General features: G+C 34.0%; 26 protein-coding genes. 11 read left to right on the plus strand and 15 right to left on the minus strand.

Annotation, left to right across the window (positions count from 1 at the left end; translation table 11 throughout):
* Positions 1 to 130: 130 nt before the first annotated feature.
* Complete coding sequence (locus tag H7U22_RS03045) at positions 131 to 1,579, minus strand: SDR family oxidoreductase (protein ID WP_187069863.1); 1,449 nt, start codon at positions 1,577 to 1,579, stop codon at positions 131 to 133.
* A 215-nt stretch (positions 1,580 to 1,794) separates the two neighbouring features.
* Between H7U22_RS03045 and H7U22_RS03050 the strand changes: the two genes are divergently transcribed.
* Entirely contained in the window at positions 1,795 to 2,580 is a 786-nt protein-coding gene (locus H7U22_RS03050; RefSeq protein WP_187069864.1) for a murein L,D-transpeptidase catalytic domain family protein, read from the plus strand.
* Here the strand turns inward: H7U22_RS03050 and H7U22_RS03055 are convergent.
* On the minus strand, positions 2,577 to 3,020 hold the full coding sequence (locus H7U22_RS03055; RefSeq protein ID WP_187069865.1) for a hypothetical protein: 444 nt from the start codon (positions 3,018 to 3,020) through the stop codon (positions 2,577 to 2,579). The two genes, H7U22_RS03050 and H7U22_RS03055, sit on opposite strands and share 4 nt — an antisense overlap.
* A 166-nt stretch (positions 3,021 to 3,186) precedes the next feature.
* Here H7U22_RS03055 and topB point away from each other — a divergent pair, with 166 nt between their 5' ends.
* Positions 3,187 to 5,037 carry a DNA topoisomerase III gene (gene topB, locus H7U22_RS03060; RefSeq protein ID WP_187069866.1) on the plus strand — a complete coding sequence of 617 codons (1,851 nt, stop codon included), beginning with the start codon at positions 3,187 to 3,189 and terminating at the stop codon, positions 5,035 to 5,037.
* Here the strand turns inward: topB and H7U22_RS03065 are convergent.
* From H7U22_RS03065 to H7U22_RS03090, 6 genes are all read right to left on the minus strand, one after another.
* On the minus strand, positions 5,034 to 5,414 hold the full coding sequence (locus tag H7U22_RS03065) for a response regulator (protein WP_187069867.1): 381 nt from the start codon (positions 5,412 to 5,414) through the stop codon (positions 5,034 to 5,036). The genes topB and H7U22_RS03065 overlap by 4 nt on opposite strands.
* A gap of 86 nt (positions 5,415 to 5,500) precedes the next feature.
* Entirely contained in the window at positions 5,501 to 7,414 is a 1,914-nt protein-coding gene (locus tag H7U22_RS03070; RefSeq protein ID WP_187069868.1) for an AAA domain-containing protein, read from the minus strand.
* A gap of 51 nt (positions 7,415 to 7,465) precedes the next feature.
* On the minus strand, positions 7,466 to 8,215 hold the full coding sequence (locus H7U22_RS03075; protein WP_187069869.1) for a hypothetical protein: 750 nt from the start codon (positions 8,213 to 8,215) through the stop codon (positions 7,466 to 7,468).
* 32 nt (positions 8,216 to 8,247) lie between these two features.
* Complete coding sequence (locus tag H7U22_RS03080) at positions 8,248 to 8,631, minus strand: DUF3037 domain-containing protein (protein ID WP_187069870.1); 384 nt, start codon at positions 8,629 to 8,631, stop codon at positions 8,248 to 8,250.
* Positions 8,609 to 9,406, minus strand: a complete 798-nt coding sequence (locus tag H7U22_RS03085; RefSeq protein ID WP_187069871.1) for a HipA family kinase — start codon at positions 9,404 to 9,406, stop codon at positions 8,609 to 8,611. The genes H7U22_RS03080 and H7U22_RS03085 overlap by 23 nt, the downstream gene beginning before the upstream one ends.
* A 106-nt stretch (positions 9,407 to 9,512) precedes the next feature.
* A complete protein-coding gene (locus H7U22_RS03090) occupies positions 9,513 to 9,701 on the minus strand; it encodes a hypothetical protein (RefSeq protein ID WP_187069872.1) in 189 nt (62 codons plus the stop codon).
* A 123-nt stretch (positions 9,702 to 9,824) separates the two neighbouring features.
* On the opposite strand from H7U22_RS03090, the gene H7U22_RS03095 reads away from it, so the two are divergent.
* The 3 genes from H7U22_RS03095 to H7U22_RS03105 are packed head-to-tail and all read left to right on the plus strand — an operon-like array spanning position 9,825 to position 11,174.
* A complete protein-coding gene (locus H7U22_RS03095) occupies positions 9,825 to 10,202 on the plus strand; it encodes a hypothetical protein (RefSeq protein WP_187069873.1) in 378 nt (125 codons plus the stop codon).
* 29 nt (positions 10,203 to 10,231) lie between these two features.
* On the plus strand, positions 10,232 to 10,435 hold the full coding sequence (locus H7U22_RS03100) for a KTSC domain-containing protein (RefSeq protein ID WP_187069874.1): 204 nt from the start codon (positions 10,232 to 10,234) through the stop codon (positions 10,433 to 10,435).
* 1 nt (position 10,436) lies between these two features.
* Positions 10,437 to 11,174 (plus strand): DNA-formamidopyrimidine glycosylase family protein, encoded by a 738-nt coding sequence (locus tag H7U22_RS03105; RefSeq protein WP_187069875.1) that lies wholly within the window; start codon positions 10,437 to 10,439, stop codon positions 11,172 to 11,174.
* A 3-nt stretch (positions 11,175 to 11,177) separates the two neighbouring features.
* On the opposite strand, the gene H7U22_RS03110 is transcribed toward H7U22_RS03105, so the two are convergent.
* The 6 genes from H7U22_RS03110 to H7U22_RS03135 all read right to left on the minus strand — a co-directional run bounded on the left by H7U22_RS03110 (position 11,178) and on the right by H7U22_RS03135 (position 15,967).
* Positions 11,178 to 12,320 (minus strand): M20/M25/M40 family metallo-hydrolase, encoded by a 1,143-nt coding sequence (locus H7U22_RS03110; RefSeq protein ID WP_187069876.1) that lies wholly within the window; start codon positions 12,318 to 12,320, stop codon positions 11,178 to 11,180.
* Positions 12,321 to 12,362: 42 nt separating this feature from the next.
* Positions 12,363 to 12,929 (minus strand): N-acetyltransferase, encoded by a 567-nt coding sequence (locus tag H7U22_RS03115; RefSeq protein ID WP_187069877.1) that lies wholly within the window; start codon positions 12,927 to 12,929, stop codon positions 12,363 to 12,365.
* Between the two features lie 302 nt (positions 12,930 to 13,231).
* On the minus strand, positions 13,232 to 13,756 hold the full coding sequence (idi, locus tag H7U22_RS03120) for an isopentenyl-diphosphate Delta-isomerase (protein WP_187069878.1): 525 nt from the start codon (positions 13,754 to 13,756) through the stop codon (positions 13,232 to 13,234).
* A gap of 18 nt (positions 13,757 to 13,774) precedes the next feature.
* Positions 13,775 to 14,611, minus strand: coding sequence for a phytoene/squalene synthase family protein (locus tag H7U22_RS03125; RefSeq protein WP_187069879.1), 837 nt, complete (start codon positions 14,609 to 14,611; stop codon positions 13,775 to 13,777).
* On the minus strand, positions 14,608 to 15,501 hold the full coding sequence (locus H7U22_RS03130; protein WP_187069880.1) for a MerR family transcriptional regulator: 894 nt from the start codon (positions 15,499 to 15,501) through the stop codon (positions 14,608 to 14,610). The genes H7U22_RS03125 and H7U22_RS03130 overlap by 4 nt, the downstream gene beginning before the upstream one ends.
* A 187-nt stretch (positions 15,502 to 15,688) precedes the next feature.
* Positions 15,689 to 15,967 (minus strand): hypothetical protein, encoded by a 279-nt coding sequence (locus tag H7U22_RS03135; protein ID WP_187069881.1) that lies wholly within the window; start codon positions 15,965 to 15,967, stop codon positions 15,689 to 15,691.
* A gap of 328 nt (positions 15,968 to 16,295) precedes the next feature.
* Here H7U22_RS03135 and H7U22_RS03140 point away from each other — a divergent pair, with 328 nt between their 5' ends.
* On the plus strand, positions 16,296 to 17,036 hold the full coding sequence (locus tag H7U22_RS03140; protein ID WP_187069882.1) for a LytR/AlgR family response regulator transcription factor: 741 nt from the start codon (positions 16,296 to 16,298) through the stop codon (positions 17,034 to 17,036).
* A 19-nt stretch (positions 17,037 to 17,055) separates the two neighbouring features.
* Here H7U22_RS03140 and H7U22_RS03145 read toward each other — a convergent pair whose 3' ends face one another.
* Positions 17,056 to 17,199: a hypothetical protein gene (locus tag H7U22_RS03145; protein ID WP_187069883.1), complete on the minus strand. Its 144-nt coding sequence runs from the start codon at positions 17,197 to 17,199 to the stop codon at positions 17,056 to 17,058.
* Positions 17,200 to 17,262: 63 nt separating this feature from the next.
* Between H7U22_RS03145 and H7U22_RS03150 the strand changes: the two genes are divergently transcribed.
* From H7U22_RS03150 to H7U22_RS03170, 5 genes are all read left to right on the plus strand, one after another.
* Positions 17,263 to 18,351: a sensor histidine kinase gene (locus tag H7U22_RS03150; protein WP_187069884.1), complete on the plus strand. Its 1,089-nt coding sequence runs from the start codon at positions 17,263 to 17,265 to the stop codon at positions 18,349 to 18,351.
* 165 nt (positions 18,352 to 18,516) lie between these two features.
* Positions 18,517 to 19,281, plus strand: a complete 765-nt coding sequence (locus H7U22_RS03155) for a LytR/AlgR family response regulator transcription factor (protein ID WP_187069885.1) — start codon at positions 18,517 to 18,519, stop codon at positions 19,279 to 19,281.
* 129 nt (positions 19,282 to 19,410) lie between these two features.
* Positions 19,411 to 19,773, plus strand: a complete 363-nt coding sequence (locus H7U22_RS03160) for a response regulator (RefSeq protein ID WP_187069886.1) — start codon at positions 19,411 to 19,413, stop codon at positions 19,771 to 19,773.
* A gap of 6 nt (positions 19,774 to 19,779) precedes the next feature.
* Positions 19,780 to 20,409 carry a hypothetical protein gene (locus H7U22_RS03165; protein ID WP_187069887.1) on the plus strand — a complete coding sequence of 210 codons (630 nt, stop codon included), beginning with the start codon at positions 19,780 to 19,782 and terminating at the stop codon, positions 20,407 to 20,409.
* Between the two features lie 188 nt (positions 20,410 to 20,597).
* Positions 20,598 to 21,971 (plus strand): exonuclease domain-containing protein, encoded by a 1,374-nt coding sequence (locus tag H7U22_RS03170; protein ID WP_187069888.1) that lies wholly within the window; start codon positions 20,598 to 20,600, stop codon positions 21,969 to 21,971.
* Positions 21,972 to 21,973: the final 2 nt, after the last annotated feature.

Below are 21,973 nucleotides of genomic sequence, written 5' to 3' on the forward strand. Positions count from 1 at the left end.
TCCAATAATCATAATTAAATACATTAAAATTTCCGTTGAAGCAAAATGCTTGTATTTGGTCCAAAAAGAATAGTCTTTGTCTTGCTCAGGCATTTAAATTATATTTAGCCGTAAAAATAGACAATAGATTTTAACTTTCGGGTTTATATGTTGTAATCTGTTTGGCCATGCCTTTAAATAAGATAACATGAAACGGCCACATGGCGTACCAATACATTCTTCCCCACAATCCTTTTGGTCTGAATGTAGCAATTTGAGATAGAAAAGCCTTGCCATGAAACTCTATGAGCTTAAGCTCTAACCAAGCTTCTCCAGGTACTTTCATTTCAGCGAACAGGAGCAGTCTTTTGCTCTTTTTATCGGCCAATAAAACCCGCCAAAAATCCAACACGTCTCCTGCTTGAATATCTGTATTACTGGTTCGGCCTCTTCTGGTGCCCACGCCTCCAAAAATTTTATCTAAGAAACCCCTAAAGTGCCAAAGCCAATCCATATAATACCAGCCTCTGTTTCCTCCAATACTCCAAATGTTGTCAAAAACCTCTTCAGCTTTGCGTTCGAAGGGCATTTTAACTTTGTATTGTAAAGTTCCATTTTGTGGAACCTTAATTTGATCCATAAAATTAGTAGTTAGGTAGCCACGATTTAAGGCATCTTTCCAGCTGGAAACTATTGAGTTTTGATCAATCTTTTCGAAAGCTAAATGAAGTGCTTCTGCATAGGTTAAGCACTTTCTTGGTACAACTTCGTGGATTTTATCATCCTTGCAAACCACTTCATTTTTCATACTATCAACCAAACTTCGGGCGAGTGAATATGGTACTGGAGTAATTAGATTTAGCCAGAGCGAAGATAATCGAGGGGTTAAAACAGGTAAGGTAATTATCCATCGCTTCAAACCCCGTTCATCCGCATAGCCCTGCAACATTGCTCGATAGGTTAAAACGTCGGGTCCACCAATATCAAAAGTTTGGTTGTAAGATTTTTCATTATGAAGAACACCAGTTAAATAGGCCAAAACATCTCTTATCCCGATAGGCTGGCAAAGGGTTTTTACCCATTTTGGCGTAATCATCAGCGGAATTTTTTCTGTTAAATCTCGAATAATTTCAAATGAAGCACTGCCAGAACCAATAATTATGGCTGCTCTCAAAATTGTACAGGCAATCCCTGATGCTTTAAGCTCTTCTTCAACGGCTAATCTAGAACCTAAATGCTTGGATAAATGATCATCGTTTGCGATACCAGTTAGATAAATAATCTGTTTACAATTTGTATTTCTGATTGCGGTAGAAAAATTTTCGGAAGATTTTTTCTCCATTTCCTCAAATTTGGCATCGCTAGATGACATAGAATGGACTAAATAGTAGGCCGCATCGATATCATTTGGAATTTGCTTTAGACTTTCCGCATTTAGTAAATCTCCATCAACAATGGTTACCTCTTCACTTAAATCTGATTGAAGCGCAAATCTCCGTTTATCGCGAACCATACAAACTACTTCATGCTTTTCTTCCAAAAGTAGCGGTAAGAGTCGAGTACCAATATATCCGTTTGCTCCTGTAAGTAAAATTTTCATTTGAAATGATTTCTGTTATAACATCTAAGTTCGTGCTTTGTTGATGATCCTCAAACATTTAAATCAAAATCACATTCCAAAAAGCTATAATAGTTAATGGTAAGTCATACCAATGTAAAGGAAACCAGTTAAACAACCTGACAATCTAAACAGACACAACAAATTTATTTAATTGGCGTATAATTAGTTCAATATTATAAACCAAACATCCCTGAATGAAGAGAAACATCCTGGGCATTGCTGCGATTATTTTGGTGAGTATCAGCATTGTCGGAACGAGTTGGAAAGCGGTGGAGGCTCCACACACACAAGAACAATCTCTTAAAAATATAGCACAAGATAGTCTTTACAATCGCTACATTTTAAACCTTTACCATACAGCGCATTTAGATTCTGCTGGTTTAAGTGAAATGGTATTCGAGAAAGCCTTAACTGGATATTACAACATGAAATATTCGGGTTTGTTACACTCTAAACCTATTTTAACAATAGCGGATTTCGATCAAGAAAGCTCGAAAAAACGGCTGTATATTATTGATTTAGATAAAAAAGAATTGCTTTTAAACACTTGGGTAGCCCACGGACAAAATAGTGGTGGAGACAAGGCAACTAGCTTTTCCAATGCAGAAAATTCCAATCAAAGCAGTATCGGCTTTTATTTAACTGGAGAAATTTACTTTGGCAAGCATGGCCGTTCTTTAAAATTAGATGGCATGGATAATGGCTTTAATAATAATGCTAGAGAAAGGGCGATAGTGGTTCACGGTGCAGATTATGTTTGCCAGGAAAGCATAAACCAATTGGGTAGATTAGGAAGAAGCCAGGGTTGCCCAGCGGTTGCGAGCAAGTTGGCAAATCAGGTAATCAATACAATTTCTGATCGAACGGTTCTGTTTATCAATAATTCTGATCAGCGATATTATTCACAGTTTCTTAATGAGCAATTGGCGGCGGGCCTTGCGCTAAATCAAGAACAGGTTTTCGCATCCAATATGGATTAGTGCTTTTTTAAACTTGTTTTATTGAGGTTTTTGGGCAATAGCTTTAAAATTTGAGCTTTATATTTGGATAAGAAATCCCAAAGCCAACGATTGCTGTCTACGCCTTTTTCGCCACAATCTACAATCTCAGCTCGTTTTAAAAGTTTTCCAACTAACTTCTGAATCCAACGGATTTTTATAAAACGATTAAATCCCAAACCAATATAATCGCAATAAACATGCACAACGATTTCGACAATTAAAGAATCGTTTGTGATGTTTAAATCCACACCGAAATGATTTCTATAGTTAGTTTTTATGGTTTCGGTTAAAAGATTAAATCTTGAATTCAGTTTGCCATCAAAAAAACGCCACAACTCTGCGTTGCTGTAAACACGAATTAGCTTGGGTTCTAGATGAACCTTAATTTTGCAATTTTCTAATTCGTAAACTTTATTCATATCGATTTTTAGATTTGACAAATCACATTTTGTTACGTAAATCTTATCCTGCAAACACAAAACCGACCAAAAGGTTTCTCTTCCAGCGGGTTATATTGTGAGTAAAAATTTAAGTCGCACACAAAAAATTTTAATCATCTTTGAGGTTTAGAAAACATTCTAATTCATGAAGATTGTAATTGCAGAAAAGCCTTCTGTTGGTCGCGAACTTGCCAAAGTTTTTGGAGCGACCACCAGAAAAGATGGATACATTGAGGGTAAGGGATATTCTTTTACCTGGGCTTTTGGGCATCTTTTACAATTGGCTCCACCTCAAGATTATGGCTTTATTGGTTGGAGAAAGCAACATTTACCCATGCTGCCACTCAAATTTAAATTGGCCATCAGAAAAATTAAAACCAAAGATGGTTTTGTTGAAGATCCTGCTGTAAGAAAACAACTTGATACGATAAAAAAGCTCTTTGATGAAGCTACAGAAATTATTGTTGCTACGGATGCTGGGCGTGAAGGTGAACTCATTTTCAGATATATTTATTACTTTTTAAAGTGCAAAAAACCTTTTAAACGATTATGGATTTCTTCTCAAACTGACGAAGCGATTAAAGATGGGTTTAGAAATTTAAAACCGGGTACAGATTACGATACTTTGTTTAATTCTGCACATTGCCGCTCAGAATCAGATTGGTTGGTTGGTATGAACGCCACGCAAGCTTTAAGTATTTCTGCAGGAAACCGAACAGTTTTATCTTTAGGCAGAGTTCAAACGCCTACCCTAGCAATGATTTGTGCTCGATTCCTTGAAATCAAAAATTTCGTTCCCCAAACTTATTATCAAATTAGTATTCAGCTGGTAAAGGATGAACAAACTTTTAAAGCTGTTTCTATTTCTAATTATAAAGACAAAGAAGAGGCTGAGAAACTTTTTAGCTTAATTGAGGATGTACCTTCTGGCTTTCCGAATGGAGGAAATATTACTGCAGTTGAGGCTAAACCAAGAAAAGAACCACCACCTTTGTTGCATGATCTAAGTAGTTTACAGCAAGAAGCCAATAAGAAAAAGGGATTTACTGCAGATCAAACCTTGAATATTTTACAGAATTTGTATGAAAGCAAATTGGTTTCTTATCCCCGTACTGGAAGCCGTTATATTGGTGATGATGTTTTTGCTGGTGTTCCAAGTTTGATTACGAAATTTACCGATCATCCCGACTTTGGTAAACAAGCCCAATTTTTACAAACTATAGCATTAAATAAGCGCAGTGTAAACTCAAAAAAAGTTACCGATCACCATGCCGTTTTACCTACTGGAGAAAATGCTTATGGCTTAAGTAGCGATAAACAAGCCATTTATGATATGGTTGTTGGACGGATGATTGAGGCTTTTCATCAAGAATGTTTAAAAGAGATTACCAAAATAACCATCCAATCTGGCTTAACTTTTATCGCGAATGGAACCGTAATTCGTTCTGCAGGATGGCGTTCTGTTTTTAATGAAACAGAAGATGATAAAAAAGATGAAGACAACGCAGCTTTACCAAAAGTTGCCGTAGGTGAGCAACTTCCAATTACGGAGAAGTCTTTGATGGAAAAGCAAACTAAGCCAAAATCTATGTTTAACGAAGCATCACTTCTAAAAGCACTCGAAACTTCGGGTAAGGAAATTGAAGATGAAGAATTGCGTTACGCAATGAAAGATAGTGGTTTAGGAACGCCGGCCACTCGGGCATCGATTATAGAAACACTTATAACGCGGGAATATATTACCAGGGAAAAACGAAATCTTGTACCAACAACAAAGGGCTTAGCCGTTTATGATGTAGTTAAGGATAAGCAAATTGCCCAAGCTGAGCTTACGGGACAGTGGGAAAAAAGATTAGAAGAAATTCGTTCTGGAGCTTCAGTTAAAGATTTTAAAGCTGAGATTACCGAATATACTAAAACCATTACTCAAGAATTGTTGATTGCAGGAGCATCTATTTCTGGTAAATTAGAAGATAAAAAACTAGAAAAAGTTTAGTTAGGATATAATAGCTTTAAAAGTTCTTCTGCTGATGAGCCCATTTTTTCGTTTTTTTGAATGAAACCAATTGCACCTGCATCATAATAACTTTGCTCCAATAAAGATTTATCATTACCAGAGAACATGCAGACTTTTAAATTTGGCTGGATGGCATGGATCTCTATTACAGTTTTTGGATTACTATCGCCGTTGGGCATATTGATATCTAAGATCAACAAATCGAACGATTCTCTCCTTATTAAGTCAAACGTCTCGTTTAAATTTGAGGCCTGTGTAATTATTGGGGATGGAAGTAGTTTATTAAAAAAACCTTTCATAACAATCCGCATCAACTCACTATCATCAGCAATTAAAATTTTGAGATTATTATTCATTTGAGAGATTTATAATTGGGATGATTGATCAAAAATAACAAATTAATTGACTTAAGCCTAAACTCAAAAAATGATTGGTCTCACATTTATAAATCCATAAACTCCCAAGCACTATGATATCCGCCTAAATCTTCTGCATATTGAATAAAATTGGCATAAAATGAAGATTTGGATAAGGTAGAACTGTCGCCAATTACCACAAGTTTTTTCTTTGCTCTTGTCATTGCAACATTCATCCGTCTAATATCCGAAAGAAAACCGATTGAACTTTCGGCATTACTTCTGGTTAAACTGATGTAAACCACATCTCGCTCCTGCCCTTGAAAACTGTCGATTGTATTTACTGAAATTTTTTCATGGTATGGAATCAGTTTTTCATTCTCCTTTACCAAACCTTTTAAAATTTGAACCTGTTGTTTATAAGGCGAAATAATAGCAATTGTTGGAAAGTTATTAGCTAGATTTTTTGCCTCTAAATCTTCAACCAGCTTCGTAAAATGCTTGATCAAGAAACTGGCCTCGTCAGGATTTGTGGTACTGGTTCCATCCAATTTCTCCTCAAAACTACATCCTGCTGTATCAATAAAAGTTAGTGGTTCATCCTCAGAAAAGAGCAAATGATTTGCTACAGATTGATGTGCACTTAACTGATTATCATAAAATACCTTTGAAGAATATTTCATAATTTTTTCATTCATTCTATATTGCTCATTTAGCAACACAACAGCTTCTGGATGAAGCAGTACAGATTTTTCTAATAAAGTTTTACTTAAGCCATTTCTTGCTGCTTCATTAGATTTTATCGTTGGCGACAACTGAAAATGATCACCAGCTAAAATTACTTTTTGAGCTTTCAAAATAGGGATCCAGCATGCAGGTTCGAGCGCTTGTCCGGCCTCGTCGATTACGATTGTATTATAGGTAAGATTTCTAACGGTATAATGATTTGCGCCAACCAAAGTTGCAGTAATAATTTGTGCATTGTTAAACAGATTATCCATAATGTACTGCTCAATCTGCTCTACCTCCTTGCCTATTTTATGCGCTTCATTAAAAAGTGCCTTACGTTGATCTCGCTCTGCTTTACCAAAACTTCGCTTATATTTATGAGCCATGTTTTTGTACTCATTTGCTTGTTTTTTTAAAGCTTTAATATTTTTCATTTCAGCATGATCTGCCATTTTATGATCAAGTGTAGAAGCTATTAAATGCTCAGAAACACGAGCAGGATTGCCCACACGAATCACATTTAACCCTTCTTTAGAGAGTTTTTCTGTTAATAAATCCACAGCTGTATTACTCGGCGCCACAACCAAAATCTTTTGGTTATTATGTTTCACCAGCGACTTGATTGCCTGAACCAGCGTTGTCGTTTTACCTGTACCTGGCGGTCCATGAACAATTGCTAGATGATTGGCAGAGATGATTTTGTTTACTGCGAGTTGTTGAGATACATTTAAATTATTGGGCAGAAGAAACTTTTCTTCATTTTGAAAAGATGGTTTATCGCCTTTTGTTAAAATTCTAATAAGTTTATTTTCAGCTACATTATCCGCTAGATTTGTGGCCTGTTTAAGTGCACCTTGCATTTCATCGTAACTGTTGTTATCAAAAAGCAAGTCTACCCCAAGCTTACCATCTCTAGCCCAATCTGGCATTTCATCAATGCGAAGACTAATCTTCATCTTATTTCCGCTCAGATGATTAATCACACCTTCTATCCGGTCTATTTTAGCATCATGGTTTGAAAACAGTACAACAGATGAACCAAATCTAAATTGATGGGAAAATTCTTGATGTGTGGTTCGTTCCAGTTCAACGGTTAAATAATCGCCACGGCCAATTTCTGTGTTTCTAATGGCAATTGGATACCAAGTTAAGCCTAGTGCTCTCCTATCTGCAGCAGAAGTGTTTTCGGTGAGTTTTAAATACGATTGTAAATCTTCTTCACGCTCTATGTTGAGTAAATCTTGGAGATTTTTAAAATATTCTTTCGGCAATGGGTAGTAATATAAAACGGTGTGAAATGAACAAAAAAATAAGAATTGTAATTACAATTGAGGTGGAGGAGTTGTAAATACTCCAACAGAATCTGGATTGGAAAGATCTATGCTCCAATCTTCATAACCAAAAAATTTACTTCCTCTAACTGGGCCATCATAAGAATCTAAAAATTGGTCAAACAGCGCATTATAAATACTAGAATCACCATTATAATCTATATAACGAACCTGCAAACCTTTTAAAGTCATATTGCCTATTGCATAGGGAACAAATTTGTATCCTTTAAATTTAGCCTCAACTGCAATTTTTAAATCAATAAAAATGGACTCAAACTCTTTATATGGAGATACGGTTATTACGTTAATAGAATGATAATTTAAATCTAAACTACCTTGATTTTTCTCGATTACAAAAGTTTCATCCACGCCGTAGATTGTAAAAAAACCTCCAACTAAGCTCACAGCCACACTTATTTTTTTTATTCTGCGAAATTCTGGAGACTCAACCTTTTCCAAAATTACATCGAAACTTAAACTTGGTGCTTGGCCATAAGTTGTGCCCACCACTTCCAAATTATGGTTGTGGCTAATTTGCTTTTCAAAAGCTTTCCATAAACTAAAATTCGCTTCGTTATGAATTGAATCAACAACTTTATTTCCAAGTGTTTTTAAATTCGGGTATTCGAAAAATAACGATGGATAATTTCCTGTTATTCCTATTGGATAAAAATGTTTTATAGCTTCGTAAATTGGCCAAAAGTTATGGGTATCAGCATTAAAACTGAAGTTGTTCTTCATGATAATCTATTAATTAATTATAGGTAATCTTTCTATAAAACCAATTCATCGTGCAACTTCAGCATGGTTTCATTAGGATCGATACAAAAACCAGGATGAACTTTAGAACACTGTAAAACCGTACTTCGCGTTGCTGTTAACCATCTAAAACGCGATGGCTGATCATATTTGCCAATCGGCCCTGAACCATCTAGTCCATTGCTAATTCTTTCGAAAGCAGTAAGATTAGCGGTTAATTCATCAATATCGATTTCTTTTGAAAAAGCATTTATCTTGTTTTTATCCAAATAAAAAATGCTTTGAAGAAATTTCTTTTTAGCACAGAACAAAATAATGCCCACATTAAAAAATTCTTCGCGTTCTACCCTTGGCATTACCCGGATTACAGCATACTCAAATAAGAATTTCTCTTGCATGCTGTGCTTCTTTTAAAAATATATCAGAATGTGCCAATCGCTTTTCTAAAAAATACGCGTAAGCATTACGGTGTTCTTCTTTGGTTTCAAAATTTGTTTCCCCTTCTAGCCATTCATCAAGAATTAAATTGATTACGGCTCGAATTTTTTCGGCATTCAAAATTGCGCTGAATTCTTGATCAACCAATTCTAACTCTGAAGCCCAGGGTAATAAAACATGGTCTTTAACCAAAACGAATGGTCTTTCGGCTTGCTCTTTCCAATTTTGCCAAGAATGATGAAAGTACAATGCAGCACCATGATCGATTAACCAAAGTTCTTTATGCCACAACAACATATTGGTATTGCGACAAGTGCGATCCATATTGGTTAAAAAACAATCTAGCCACACAATTTGTGATGCCAATTTGGAATCAACCTCAGTAACGGTTGGATCGAAAGTAATTGCTCCAGAAAGATAATGTAAAGCTAAGTTTAAACCCACGCTTGCTTTTAATAAATCCTGAATTTCTTCGTCGGGTTCGGTGCGACCGAAAGCTTCATCTAAGTTTGCAAAAACAAGTTCGGGAATGCGTAAACCAAGAATCCTGGCAATTTCGCCACCAATTAATTCGGCAATTAAGGCTCTTGTACCCTGGCCTGCGCCTCGAAATTTTAAAACATATAAAAAACCATCGTCGGCTTCGGCAATGGCAGGCATAGATCCACCTTCTCGCAAAGGCGTAACATATCTGGTAACGTTAACAGTTCTTAATTCTAATGGAAAATTATTCATAATGGCGATAGATGGGTTTTAAAAAAATTACCCATTCTAAACTTTCCACAAATTTAACAGAAATCCATTAATAATCCGATCAAAGAATTTAAGACGAGAATTAAAGCTAATCGTGACCTAAATAAGCATTTCCGGCAGGAGTCATTGCTGAAGACCATTGTACAGCATCACGATTAATGGTTATTAAACCCATGCTTTCTAGTTCTTCGTATTTCTCTTCCATTCCACCCAAAACTGAAGAACTTACCTGTTGGTTGATTACCTCAAGTAGAGATAAAATTTCTGCTCTTTCCATAATGATATAATCGATTAAATTTCTAAATAAACATAAATGTAATCAAAATGTTTATGGCTTAAGTAAAACATTCTTAACGATTTGAGGTTCTCTAAATAATTCAATTTTCAATTGTTCATCCCTATGGAAACCCACATTTGCTATATTTTTATTTTAGCGCTCCCCGTTGCCTGCATTGCATGGACGGTTACAAAAGAGGAAATTTTTAAAGAAGCGAGAGAATTTTGTGTAGATAAATCGAAAAGTTGCAATAAACTAGTTAAACGAAAATTCTTCTACGTTTTTACCTGCGAATATTGCTTCAGCCATTACGTTACGATACTGATCTTATTCATCACAAAATTTACGCTACTTTACAACGATTGGCGAGGTTATATTTTAGCAGGATTCTCAATCATTTGGATTGCGAATGTTTATATGAGTTTGTATAACATTATACGGATTGATTTAAAGAAAGAAAAAATAAGAGTTGCCAAAGAAGAATCTGAATTGAAGCAATAATTAAATTTCTTATTTCTAAGTTTTCTTTCATGTCTTCTTCTGTTATTGATCATTTCAGTTACGATGTTGCCACAAAAACATTAAAAATAACCTTTTTAACCGGAATGGTTTACCTCTATAAAAACGTTCCGAACAAAACTTTCGAAGCGATGAAAACATCAATATCAAAAGGGAAATATTTTAATTCTATGATTAAAGGAAATTTCAAGTTCAAAAAATTAAAGTTCGAATAATATGCCTGAAGGTCCATCAATCGTTATTTTAAAAGAATTAATAGCAGAGTTGCATCTGCACAAGCCTGAGATAATTGAAGTTGCCGGCAACGTGAAAACCATTGATAAGGATAGATTGCTCCATCAAAAAATTCAGGAATTTAGAAGTTGGGGGAAACATTTCTTAATCTGCTTCAATGATTTTACCATCCGGATTCATTTTATGCTATTTGGAACTTACCTAATAAACGACACCAAAAAAACCGCTTTGAAATTGGGCTTAACTTTTAAAAAGGATGAACTGAATTTTTACACCTGTAAAGTTGATTTATTAGAAGGCAAAGCCGATGTTTTATATGATTGGACTACCGATATTATGGCTGATGAATGGGATAGTAAAAAGGCAATTAAGAAGTTAAAAGAAGATCCAGAATCCTACGTTTGTGATATATTATTGGATCAACATATATTTGCAGGTGTTGGTAATATTATAAAAAATGAAATACTGTATCGATCAAGAATCCATCCTTTGAGTAAGATTAAAGATTTGCCACCAGCCAAAATAAAAGAACTAATTAAAGAAGCTAGGCATTATAGTTTTGATTTTTTAAAATGGAAAAAGGAAAATACGCTAAGCAAACACTGGGAAGTTTACAGTCAGAAACTTTGCCCGAATGGTCATCCAATAGAAAAAAAAGAATTAGGAAAAACACACAGGCAAAGTTACTATTGTAGTATCTGTCAAAAAAAGTACGACTAAATTTTATTTAAAAAACAATTTCCTATTGGGCAAAATTGGTTGATTATCGAGCATTAAATTTTCGAGTAATTGAATGTAAATGTTAATGCCTTCTTCTATTTCTTCAATTAAAATAAACTCATCGGCAGTATGCGATCTTGCTGAATCTCCAGGTCCCATTTTTACAGATGGCAGATCCAGCCAGCCTTGATCTGAACTGGTAGGCGATACATAAGTTTTTCTTCCTATTGCTAAGCCTGCAACAACCAATGGATGCAGAACATCGATATTGGATGGATTTAAAACATTTGGCCTAACATTAAAATCGCAACTGGTGTGATTGATTATGGTGTTAAGGATTTCTTTTTCAGAGTAGCTATGGTCGAAACGAATATCGACCGTAAAACTGCATTCTCCGGGAACAATATTATGCTGCAGGCCAGCATTTATTTGAGTAACCGAAAGTTTAACAGGGTTTGGAAGATTATCCTCTATGGGAAAATTGTAGTGAGCAAACCAATCAATATCCTTTATTGCTTTATAAATCGCATTATCGCCTTCTTCTCTTGCTGCATGGCCAGACCTTCCTCTAGAAATGCAATCTATAACCATTGATCCTTTTTCGGCAATGGCCATATCCATCTTTGTGGGTTCGCCAACTATTGCGCAACTTATGGGTTTTAAATCGTTCAGAATACTTCTAATCCCATTCAAACCAGAATTTTCTTCTTCTCCGGTTGCAGCAAGGCAAATGTTAAAAGGCAAATCTTCTCGTTCGTATAAATAAACAAATGCTGTAATTAACGAAACTAATGATGCACCAGCATCGTTACTGCCTAAGCCATAAATCTTATCATTTTCTACAATTGGCAGAAATGGGTTTAATGTATATTGTTCATTCGGTTTAACCGTATCGTGATGGGAGTTTAATAAAATTGTCGGTTTACTTTCTTTAAAATATTTATTGTAGCACCATATATTGTTATATTTCCTTAATGTAGAAATTGATTTTTCATTTAAGAAAGTCTCAATAATATCTGCTGTTGTTCCTTCTTCACCACTAAATGATGGCGTAGAAATTAAATCTTTTAAAAGATGTATGGCTTGATTGTAGGCTAAATTTAAATCTGGTTGAGTTATAGCTTTACGGCTTACTGTTAAGTTCATTTTTATCTGATTATTTTACTTGATAAATTTTTTAAAACTGAATTACTGGCATGAATCTGACGAATGCTTTAGCGTTGGATCGAACAACATTGCCGTACATAGGCAATTGCATTTCTTTTTTTGATTAAGAATATCATAGTTAACACAGCTTTTGCAACCTTCCCAAAAGTCAAAATCATGTGTAATTTCTGCATAGGTTACGGGCTCAAAACCCAAATCACTATTCATTTTCATTATTGCTGCACCAGAAGTTATGCTGAATATTTTGGCATTCGGATGAATGCGCCTAGACATTTTAAAAATTCTGTTTTTGATACATTTTGCTACGCCGGAGTTTCTAAATTTCGGTGCAACAATTAATCCAGAATTGGAAACAAAATTCCCATTTTCCCAAGTTTCAAAATACGAAAACCCTACCCATTCGTTGGTGGTGGTTACCGCAATTACTGCTTTACCCTCTAAAATTTTTTGAGATATAGATTCTGGGGTTCTCTTTGATATACCAGATCCTCTTGCAATTGCAGAGCTTTCAGTTTCTTTTATTATTTCATTAACATATTGTACATCCTCTGGAGTTGCAATACGCACAAAAATTATTCGACTTTCCATTTTTATTTAAATTTCATGGAAAGCGGTATTCAAAGCTGATGCCTTATATTAAAAACAACTAAGAAACCTGTGCTATGAAGTTTAAAACAAATAAAAATATTTTTTGGATAGAGAACTGATTAATCAAACCCTTTCATTTTGAAAGGGTTAGTTTCAAAATGAAAATCATCAACATTAATCAATTATAATTTTAACGTAAAAGAATTGTTAATCTTTTAGGATTTATGGAAAGTAACTCTATATTTGTCCTCGAGAGCGTTAATTTAGATACGGGTATATGGCTTAGGCTGTATGCCCGTTTTTTATTTTGAAGCAATTTCTAAGTAGCTTATAACTTTATCCAAGCATATTTTAAGCCAAGGCGTATACAGTTCTGGATGAATATTGATATCAGCTTTTAAAAAAGCCAAATCCACATATTTATAGCTTTCTACTTCTTCTGTATTAATTATTGGAAGCTGATTAGAGATTCCGAAAAAAACATGGTCAAGCTCATGTTCTGTCAATCCCTCCTCAAATTCGGCTCGGTAAGTAAAATTGAAAATATAATCTAAATCACAGACCATCCCCATTTCTTCCAAAAGTCTTCTGTTTGCAGCATCAAGATTGTTTTCGCCAACACGAGGATGACTGCAACAGGTATTCGTCCATAAACCGCCAGAATGATATTTACTTACTGCCCTTTGTTGCAACAACAATTCGTTATTAGTGTTAAAAATAAATATAGAAAATGCTCTATGAAGCGCACCTTTTTCGTGAGCCTCCATTTTTTCCATCTGCCCTATCGGCAAATCATTTTTATCAACTAATATAACCTGTTCGTTCATTTAATAATTGTAGGTTTTTTAAATAACATTTAGCTTATGGCGAATTACAGAATCAAACATCAAACCTATTTTATGATGGTTCGGAATACGGATTCTTTCAGTCATAATTCGTTCTGCCGTTAACCCCTTAATTTTGTTAAAAAGCTTTTTGTAGTAAATATAAGCTAAGTAAACCCCATTTCTAGAGCACAAAGGTAACATTTTGATTCCAATCAGCGCTTCCTTAAACTCGGCTTCTATTTCTTCTTCAATCTGTTTTTTCTGATTATCACAAAACAAAGCCAAATCTACATTAGGAAAATAACTTCTGTTTAAAGCTTGATGATCTGCTTTGACATCCCTCAAAAAATTCACTTTTTGAAACGCCGAGCCCAACTTCATTGCATACGGTTTTAATCGTTCGTATTCTTTCTGATCACCTTTGGTAAAAACTTTAAGGCACATTAAACCAACTACCTCTGCCGATCCTAAAACATAAGTATCATAAAGCTCTGGAGTATAGGTTTGCTCGCATAAATCCATCTCCATACTATTTAAAAAAAGATGAATAAGCTCATGATCGATTTGATATTCATTAATCACTTTTTGAAATGAATTTAAAACCGGATTTAAGCTAATGCCAAGTTCAATAGCCTCGAAAGAATCTTGCTTAAATTTATTTAAAAGGTATTTTTTATCAAATTGATGGAAACTATCTACTATTTCATCCGCAAGGCGAACAAAACCATAGATTGAGTATATTGGTTGTCTAATCTCTTTACTTAAAAAATAGATGCCAAGCGAAAAACTAGTACTATACCTTCTTGTGGTTAGTTTACTGCATTCTGCGGATAATTGATCAAACATTTCTTTCATTTAGTCGTTTGTGTTGGGATTGAATTTTCAAAATCGTTTAGGCTTTTTATCCAGTTAATGTGATCTGATTTTGTTAACTTCTCGATCACATTTCCGTTTCCAGCCAAATGAATTTGTGTGGAGTGGCATATTGCTGATAGTTGATTTATATATTGCTGTGCAGTATCAATTTGGCGAGACTTGACCATAAAAAGCAAAACATGATCAATATTATTTAAGGCTAAAACTCTTTCTACTGAATTTAAAGGTACTTTGCTTCCTAAAAATATTACTTTTTGCTTGGCAGAACGAAGAAAAAAATTGGCGTAAAGTAAACCAATATCATGATCTTCGTCCTCAGGTAGAAACAGTAACCAAGTTTTACTTTTAGCTGTTTCAATCTGAATATCATTAATAGACGAAAAAATTTTCTGTCGAATAATATTGGTTAAAAAATGCTCATGTGCCGGACAAATATCATCCTTTAACCACATTAACCCCAGTCGAACCAATAAAGGATACATTATTTTTTTATAGGTTTCAGATAATCCAAAAGCACTCAAAGCTTCGTTTAATAAGTCGCAGAAAGATTTTTCATCAAAAGCAATTCCAAATTTTATTAACTGGGTAATGTAGTATTCTGTTTGTTGATCATCAGAAGTTTGATGGTATTCTTTAACTAAAAGTGTTTTTACCTCATCATCAGAGAGCTTGCAGATTTTTGAAATCTTTAAGCCAGATTGATTTAAACTAACAATGTTTAATAGTTTAACCAGCTGTTTATCATCATAAAAACGCGTATTACCTTCAGATCTCATAGGCGTTAACGCATTATACCTCTGCTCCCATATCCTAATGGTATGAGATTGAATGCCCGAAAGCTGTTCAAGATCTGAGATGGTGTAAGTCATTTGTTTTGTTTAAATATCGACAACAATTACTTAAACAAAACTAGTGAATTATAGTTTTACAACATAATTTTTAAATGGTAATTATTATGTTGCAATAGTTCTATTTAATTTGAAATGCACGTAAAGAAGGAAAAAAATATTAGTTCAATTAAAGAAATGGATTGAAGCTTAGCATTCGATTAGTTATTCATCGCAAAGAATTTTCTGTTAGTAGCACTCCTCTTTCTCCATTTCCAGTTTCTATTGTATGAACGTGCTTGTAAGAATGACTTAGCAAATCATAACCATGTTCTCTTTGTTTTACAGAAACTGTATTTAATGGGTAAGTGTGGTTATTTTGCATACAGAGAACAATTCCATTAGCCAGTAAAAGAAAATCACAATCATAACCAATATCCTGCAGTTCGATTACCTTTTTTGTAATAGAGCTATTTAATTTTCTAGGTAATCTGGTTGTGTTTTTCATCGTTTTTATTTTAGATGCAGGTTTCTAATCAACTTCAGAATCGACTTATTAATATTACGAAAGAATTATTAATTTATTGTTATACAATAGTTTAAACCAAATTGTTTTAGAATAATTTGGAAATTAACAACTAAAAAAACCGTTCAAAAAGGTTTTTAAGTTGTTTAAAAAGAATTACTTAAGAAATCTGCCTCTAAGATTTAGGATTAACTATGCGAAAGGGAGAAAATACTTTATGAACAAAATAAAAACCGTTACAAATGCATTTTATTTCTTAATTTGAGAATCAAGCTTTAATTTGGCATTAAATTACCCTACTCAAACTAAAATGAAATTAAAATGTATTGTGATTGATGATGATATTCATGCTATTAATGGCATAAAATCTTACATCAACACATTATCAAATATTCAACTCGTACACGCTTACACCGATCCATTGCAGGCACTAACCGAAATTAGTGGTGGCATTAATGTCGATATTATTTTCATGGATATAGATATGCCAATGATTTCTGGTATAGAACTTTCAAAAGCAGTTCGCCATAAAACAAATAAACTAATTTTTACAACATCACATTCAAAATACGCTTACGAAGCCTTTGAAATGCATGCAAGCGCTTATTTGCTTAAACCTTATACCTTTGCACGCTTTGCCGAAACCATAAACAGATTGTTTCCTTTAAGTCCGAATGTGCCAAGCATTAACATTCAGCAGGAGGATGATTACTTTTTTGTACGCAATAAAAACGAGCGAAATAACCTTATCAAAGTACGATATGCTGATATTGTTGCGGTAGAAAGCCTTCAAAACTATGTCAGAATTTACACCGTTGATGAAACTATTGTAACCTACATTGCCCTATCGGAGATTAAAGTAATTTTAAAAGAATATTCGAATTTTGCCCAAGCTCATCGATCTTTTATTATCGCAAAAAATTATATCGAGAAAGTGGAAGGCAATATGCTGAAGATGATAAACAGTCTAAGCGTAAATATTGGCAATAATTACAGGGATGAAATTCAAACATATATTAGAGAGAAAACAATCAGGACAGGTAGATCCTGAATTACCTGTCCAGTTCGCATTATCCTCTTTTAACAAAAATCAGATTTCCGCCAGATATTGATGTTGATATTGGATCTGTTGGATCAGTAGAATAATTGGCTGTAAATCCGTTCCCTTTGAATACGAATAATGTTTTCTTGTTGATTTTCTGTTGCTTTTTCATAGTTCTTTTTTCTATGAAACTAGCCTGATAATCAATCGAGTAAAAAACCCTTACACATACTATATGATATCCTACACGGACAATAAGATTCAACCCATAAACAGAATTTGGAACTTTATCAAGGAAAAAAAAATCCACATTATTACTTGGATTTTTTTCATTTTCTATGAAGCGATAATTGCTGGGTTATTAAGCGGAAAGTTCGGTACGTTTCGCAATTATGTAATTCATTACGCTTTGAACATCACATTATTTTATGTTCATGCCCATTTTGTTTTAACTTATAGCCTAAAGGATATTAAACAGGTATATTGGAAATTGCCGATTTTTTTAATAGCGGAAATCTCCATCTATTTTTTTTCCATTTATGGGATTGAATTTTTGTCTATAAAGTATGCGGGCTATGTAAGTACTAAGAAATTTGAATTTAGTGTTGCTTACTTTATTGGTCCGTTGTACAGATGGACATTTTTTACTGGTTTTGCTACTGGCTATTATTTCCTGATCAACTTTTTGAAGGAGCGAAAAAAAACCGAAAATCTTGAGCAACAACGATTAAATAACATCATTCAAATTGCAAAGTCTGAGAATGCATTTTTAAAGGCACAGATACAACCTCACTTTTTATTTAACACCCTTGATTTTATTTACCACAACGCTCGGGAATCATCGCCTGTGGCGGCAGAAACCATTCTTTCGCTTTCAGAAATGATGAGGTATGCCGTTGATAGCGATCAGGAAGGAGATTTTATAATTTTAGGTGATGAAATTGATCAAGTAGAAAATCTCATTAACTTACATCAGCTCAGGCAAAATCATGCTCTTCAAATTAGGCTCGACTATGATGACGATGTGAAAAATTTAAAGATTATTCCATTAGTTTTAATCACTTTGGTCGAAAATATTTTTAAGCATGGTAATTTAAGTGATATTGCTCATCCTGCTGAAATAAGTATTAATCAAGATGACCATAATTTGATTATAGAAACTTCCAACTTAGCTAATTTGGTGCCTAATAAGAATGGTTTAAATTCTGGCATGGAAAACATTAGAAAACGTTTAGCTTATACTTATAATAATTTAGCTACTTTTGAATTCTATATCAATGACAATCAGTATTTTAAATCGAAATTAACCATTAAAATGAATTAGTATTAATCTACGACTGAAAAAGGCAGTCAAATAGATTATTTTATTCACCATAAACATACAGAACCTACTTTTTCCTTTACCAATTAACTACAATACGTTACGAAATACCAAGTTTTCGGTATTCGATAATGAAATTGTAATTTTGATTAACTAAAACTAAATTAAATGTCTATAAGTTGCATCGCAATTGATGATGACCCACACGCTCTTGAAAACCTAAAAGCATACATGACCAAGTTACCTGATTTAAAACTTGTTCAAAGCTTTACTGAACCTTTAAAAGCCCTTGCAGAAATTTCTGTTTCCAACCCTGTTGATATTATTTTTATGGATGTTGAAATGCCTGCTCTTTCAGGCATTGAACTCGCTGGTTTACTAAGAAAAAAAACCAAACACCTTATTTTTACAACCGCCCATGCACGCTATGCTATAGATGCTTTTAAAGTTGATGCAGATGCATATCTACTTAAACCCTATTCTATACTTCATTTCGCCAAAACAATAAATAATCTTTATCCTACCGGAAAAAAAACTCATTTGCCCTTCTCAATTTTTGAAGACCATTTCTTTTACATTCCATTACAAAACAAAGAGGGTGATTTAGTGAGGATAGATTTAAATGAATTGATTGCTGTTGAAGAACTTACGGATGACATTCACTTTAGAACAATAAAAAATTCATACCTGAGCTCTAAGCTTAATTTTATTAAAATGATCAAAATGCTAAAAAAACATCCAGCATTTATTCAAATAAGTCAATCTGCAATCGTATCCAAACAACACATCAAAAGTGTACTCGGTGGCCATCAGGTTGTTTTATCTGGAGGCATTTCTTACAGTGTTACCAATCCGTATAAAGATATTTTCTCAAGTTTTATAAAACACAACCTATTAAAGGGAAAATCTAAAACAGCTAAAAGCGAAGATTAATTCATCATTTAAAGGTAAATAAACTTCTATTTAGCAATAGATAATTAATTTAAGTTAACCAGTTAAAACATTATCCAAATCAATTTGTATTAGGAGTGTTTATTTGATTAACCAATTGATTATTTTACTTTGAAAAGAATACTAGTTGTTGATGATGACCCCGATATATTAGAAGTTTTTCAGCTTGCCTTGGAGTCTGAACATTACCGAGTTTATCCCTTATTATCGCCAAGATATATTTTTAAAACCGTAAAAGAATTCAATCCAGATTTAATCATTTTAGATATAATGCTTAATGGAATGGACGGAAGAGCTGTATTTAAAGAATTGAGATCGAACCCAGAAACGGAAGCAATTCCAGTTATTATGGCTTCTGCACGATATGATGAAAGTTATGTTTCTTCACAACAATACCATCCCGATGATTATTTAGAAAAACCCTTCGACATAGCAGATATGTTGCAGAAAGTGAACTTGTTAACCGAAAATTAAAAATATATGAAATCAAAATTACTAACTGGTGCAGTGCTGTTAATGATGGCAGTTACCACAAACGTTAAAGCGCAAACCACCCGACCGGATAAGTTATATTCGATGAGCGGAGTTGGATTTGCTTTCCCAGTGGGAGAAACTTCAGATTACTTAAAACCAAAATTCTCTACCAGTTTAGGGCTTAACTTAGGCTTAGGCAATGGCGGATTATTTTTATACCCCAAAGTAAGTTTGCATGCCTTTACCTTTAACCAAATTACACCAGATGCAGGCTATACCTATACCTTACAAAACGGAAGAGCAACTACATACTTATTAAATGTGGCTTTAGGATATAGAAAAATTGTTGAAAAATGGGCTTTCTATGGTTTTGCTGGTGGAGGTGGTGGTTTCATTTTAACGCCACAGGCAGGGGTTAATTCATCATCATTACAGGTTACAATGGATAACAAAACAAATTCTATGGGCATTGTAGAAGCTGGAGGAGGTATTGAATACAATATTGGTGGTGCGAATTTATTTGTAGAGGCCAGTTATATGTACGGTACAGGTAAAATTCAGAACAGAGTTTTTAATACCGTTCCAATCCAAATCGGTATTAAACCAAATTTGAGTAAGCTTTTAAGTAAACTTTAAGAAATAAATACAAAATTGTAAGCGACAGCGTTAATGCGTTGTCGCTTTTTTTATTTGTAGTTTTTTTTAGATTGGAGCAGTAATTTTGATTGTTATTCTTAGAAAAATTAAATTATAAAATCTTTATAAAACGCTTTTATTACTAAATATTTTAGCATAGATTTGTTTTATAATTGATACTTATATAAATGTTATACGCAATTGTAGATATTGAAACCACCGGTGGCCATGCCTCTGCAAACGGCATAACCGAAGTTGCAATTAACATTCATGATGGTAATCAGATTGTTGAGACCTATACTACACTCATTAACCCGAAAACACAAATTCCCGTTTACATAACAGCCCTAACAGGAATTGACGATGCAATGCTGGCAGATGCACCAACTTTCGAGGAGGTTGCGCTTCAAATTTATCAGTTATTAAATGATAAAGTTTTTGTTGCACATAACGTAAATTTCGATTATTCATTTCTTAAACACCACCTTTCTCACGCTGGTTACGATTTACAGTGCAGTAAACTGTGCACGGTTAGATTAAGCAGAAAATTAATGCCAGGAAAAATTTCTTATAGCTTAGGTAAGCTCTGTAGTGCCTTAAAAATTCCAATTCAAAACCGACATAGGGCTGGTGGCGATGCCGATGCGACAAGTATCTTATTCAATATGCTTTTAGAAGCTGATCAAGAAGGTGTAATTGCTGAAATGCTCAAGAAAACATCTAAAGAACAAGTATTACCACCTCATTTGGATAAAAAAGTAATTTTAAAGCTTCCCAACCAACCCGGAGTATATTACTTTAAAGATAATAAAGGAAAAATCGTCTATGTTGGAAAGGCAAAGGATTTAAAAAAACGTGTAACGAGTCATTTTACGGGAAATAAACCTAATAGACAAAGGCAAGATTTTCTACGTACCATTTACAATGTTGATTATGTGGTTTGTGGAACAGAATTAATGGCTCTAATCTTAGAAGCGAATGAGATTAAACGCTTGTGGCCCGAAAATAACCGAGCCATGAAAAGGTATGAACATAAATACGATTTATACATTTTTGAAGATCAAAATGGCTATCTCCGATTGGCAATAGATAAACATAAAAAGAACAACAAATCACTTCAAAGCTTCAATAGTTTATTAGAAGGCTACAATTTTTTAAATCAGCTTGTAGATAAATATCAACTTTGCGCTAAATTGTGTTACCTGCAAAAAACAGCAACAAAATGCACCGCACATGAAAATGGCCAATGTTTTGGTGCCTGCAGTGGAATTGAAACCGTTGCGATTTACAATAAAAGATTAAACAATGCATTATTGGAAATTCAGAATATGCAACCCAGTTTCGCTCTGGTTGACGAAGGCAGAAAAGAAGAAGAATTTAGTTGTCTCGTTGTAGAGCAAGGTAAGTTTTATGGTATGGGATATTTTACGGATAAAAATTATTTATCTGATGGATTGGCGCCAATTAAGGAAAACCTTTCTACTTACCAATCAAACAGCTATATCCTTAATTTAATATTAAACCACGCTGAGCAACATCCTCAAAAATTGTATAAATTGTAATT

The organism is Pedobacter fastidiosus (genome assembly GCF_014306625.1).
Lineage (GTDB): Bacteria > Bacteroidota > Bacteroidia > Sphingobacteriales > Sphingobacteriaceae > Pedobacter > Pedobacter fastidiosus.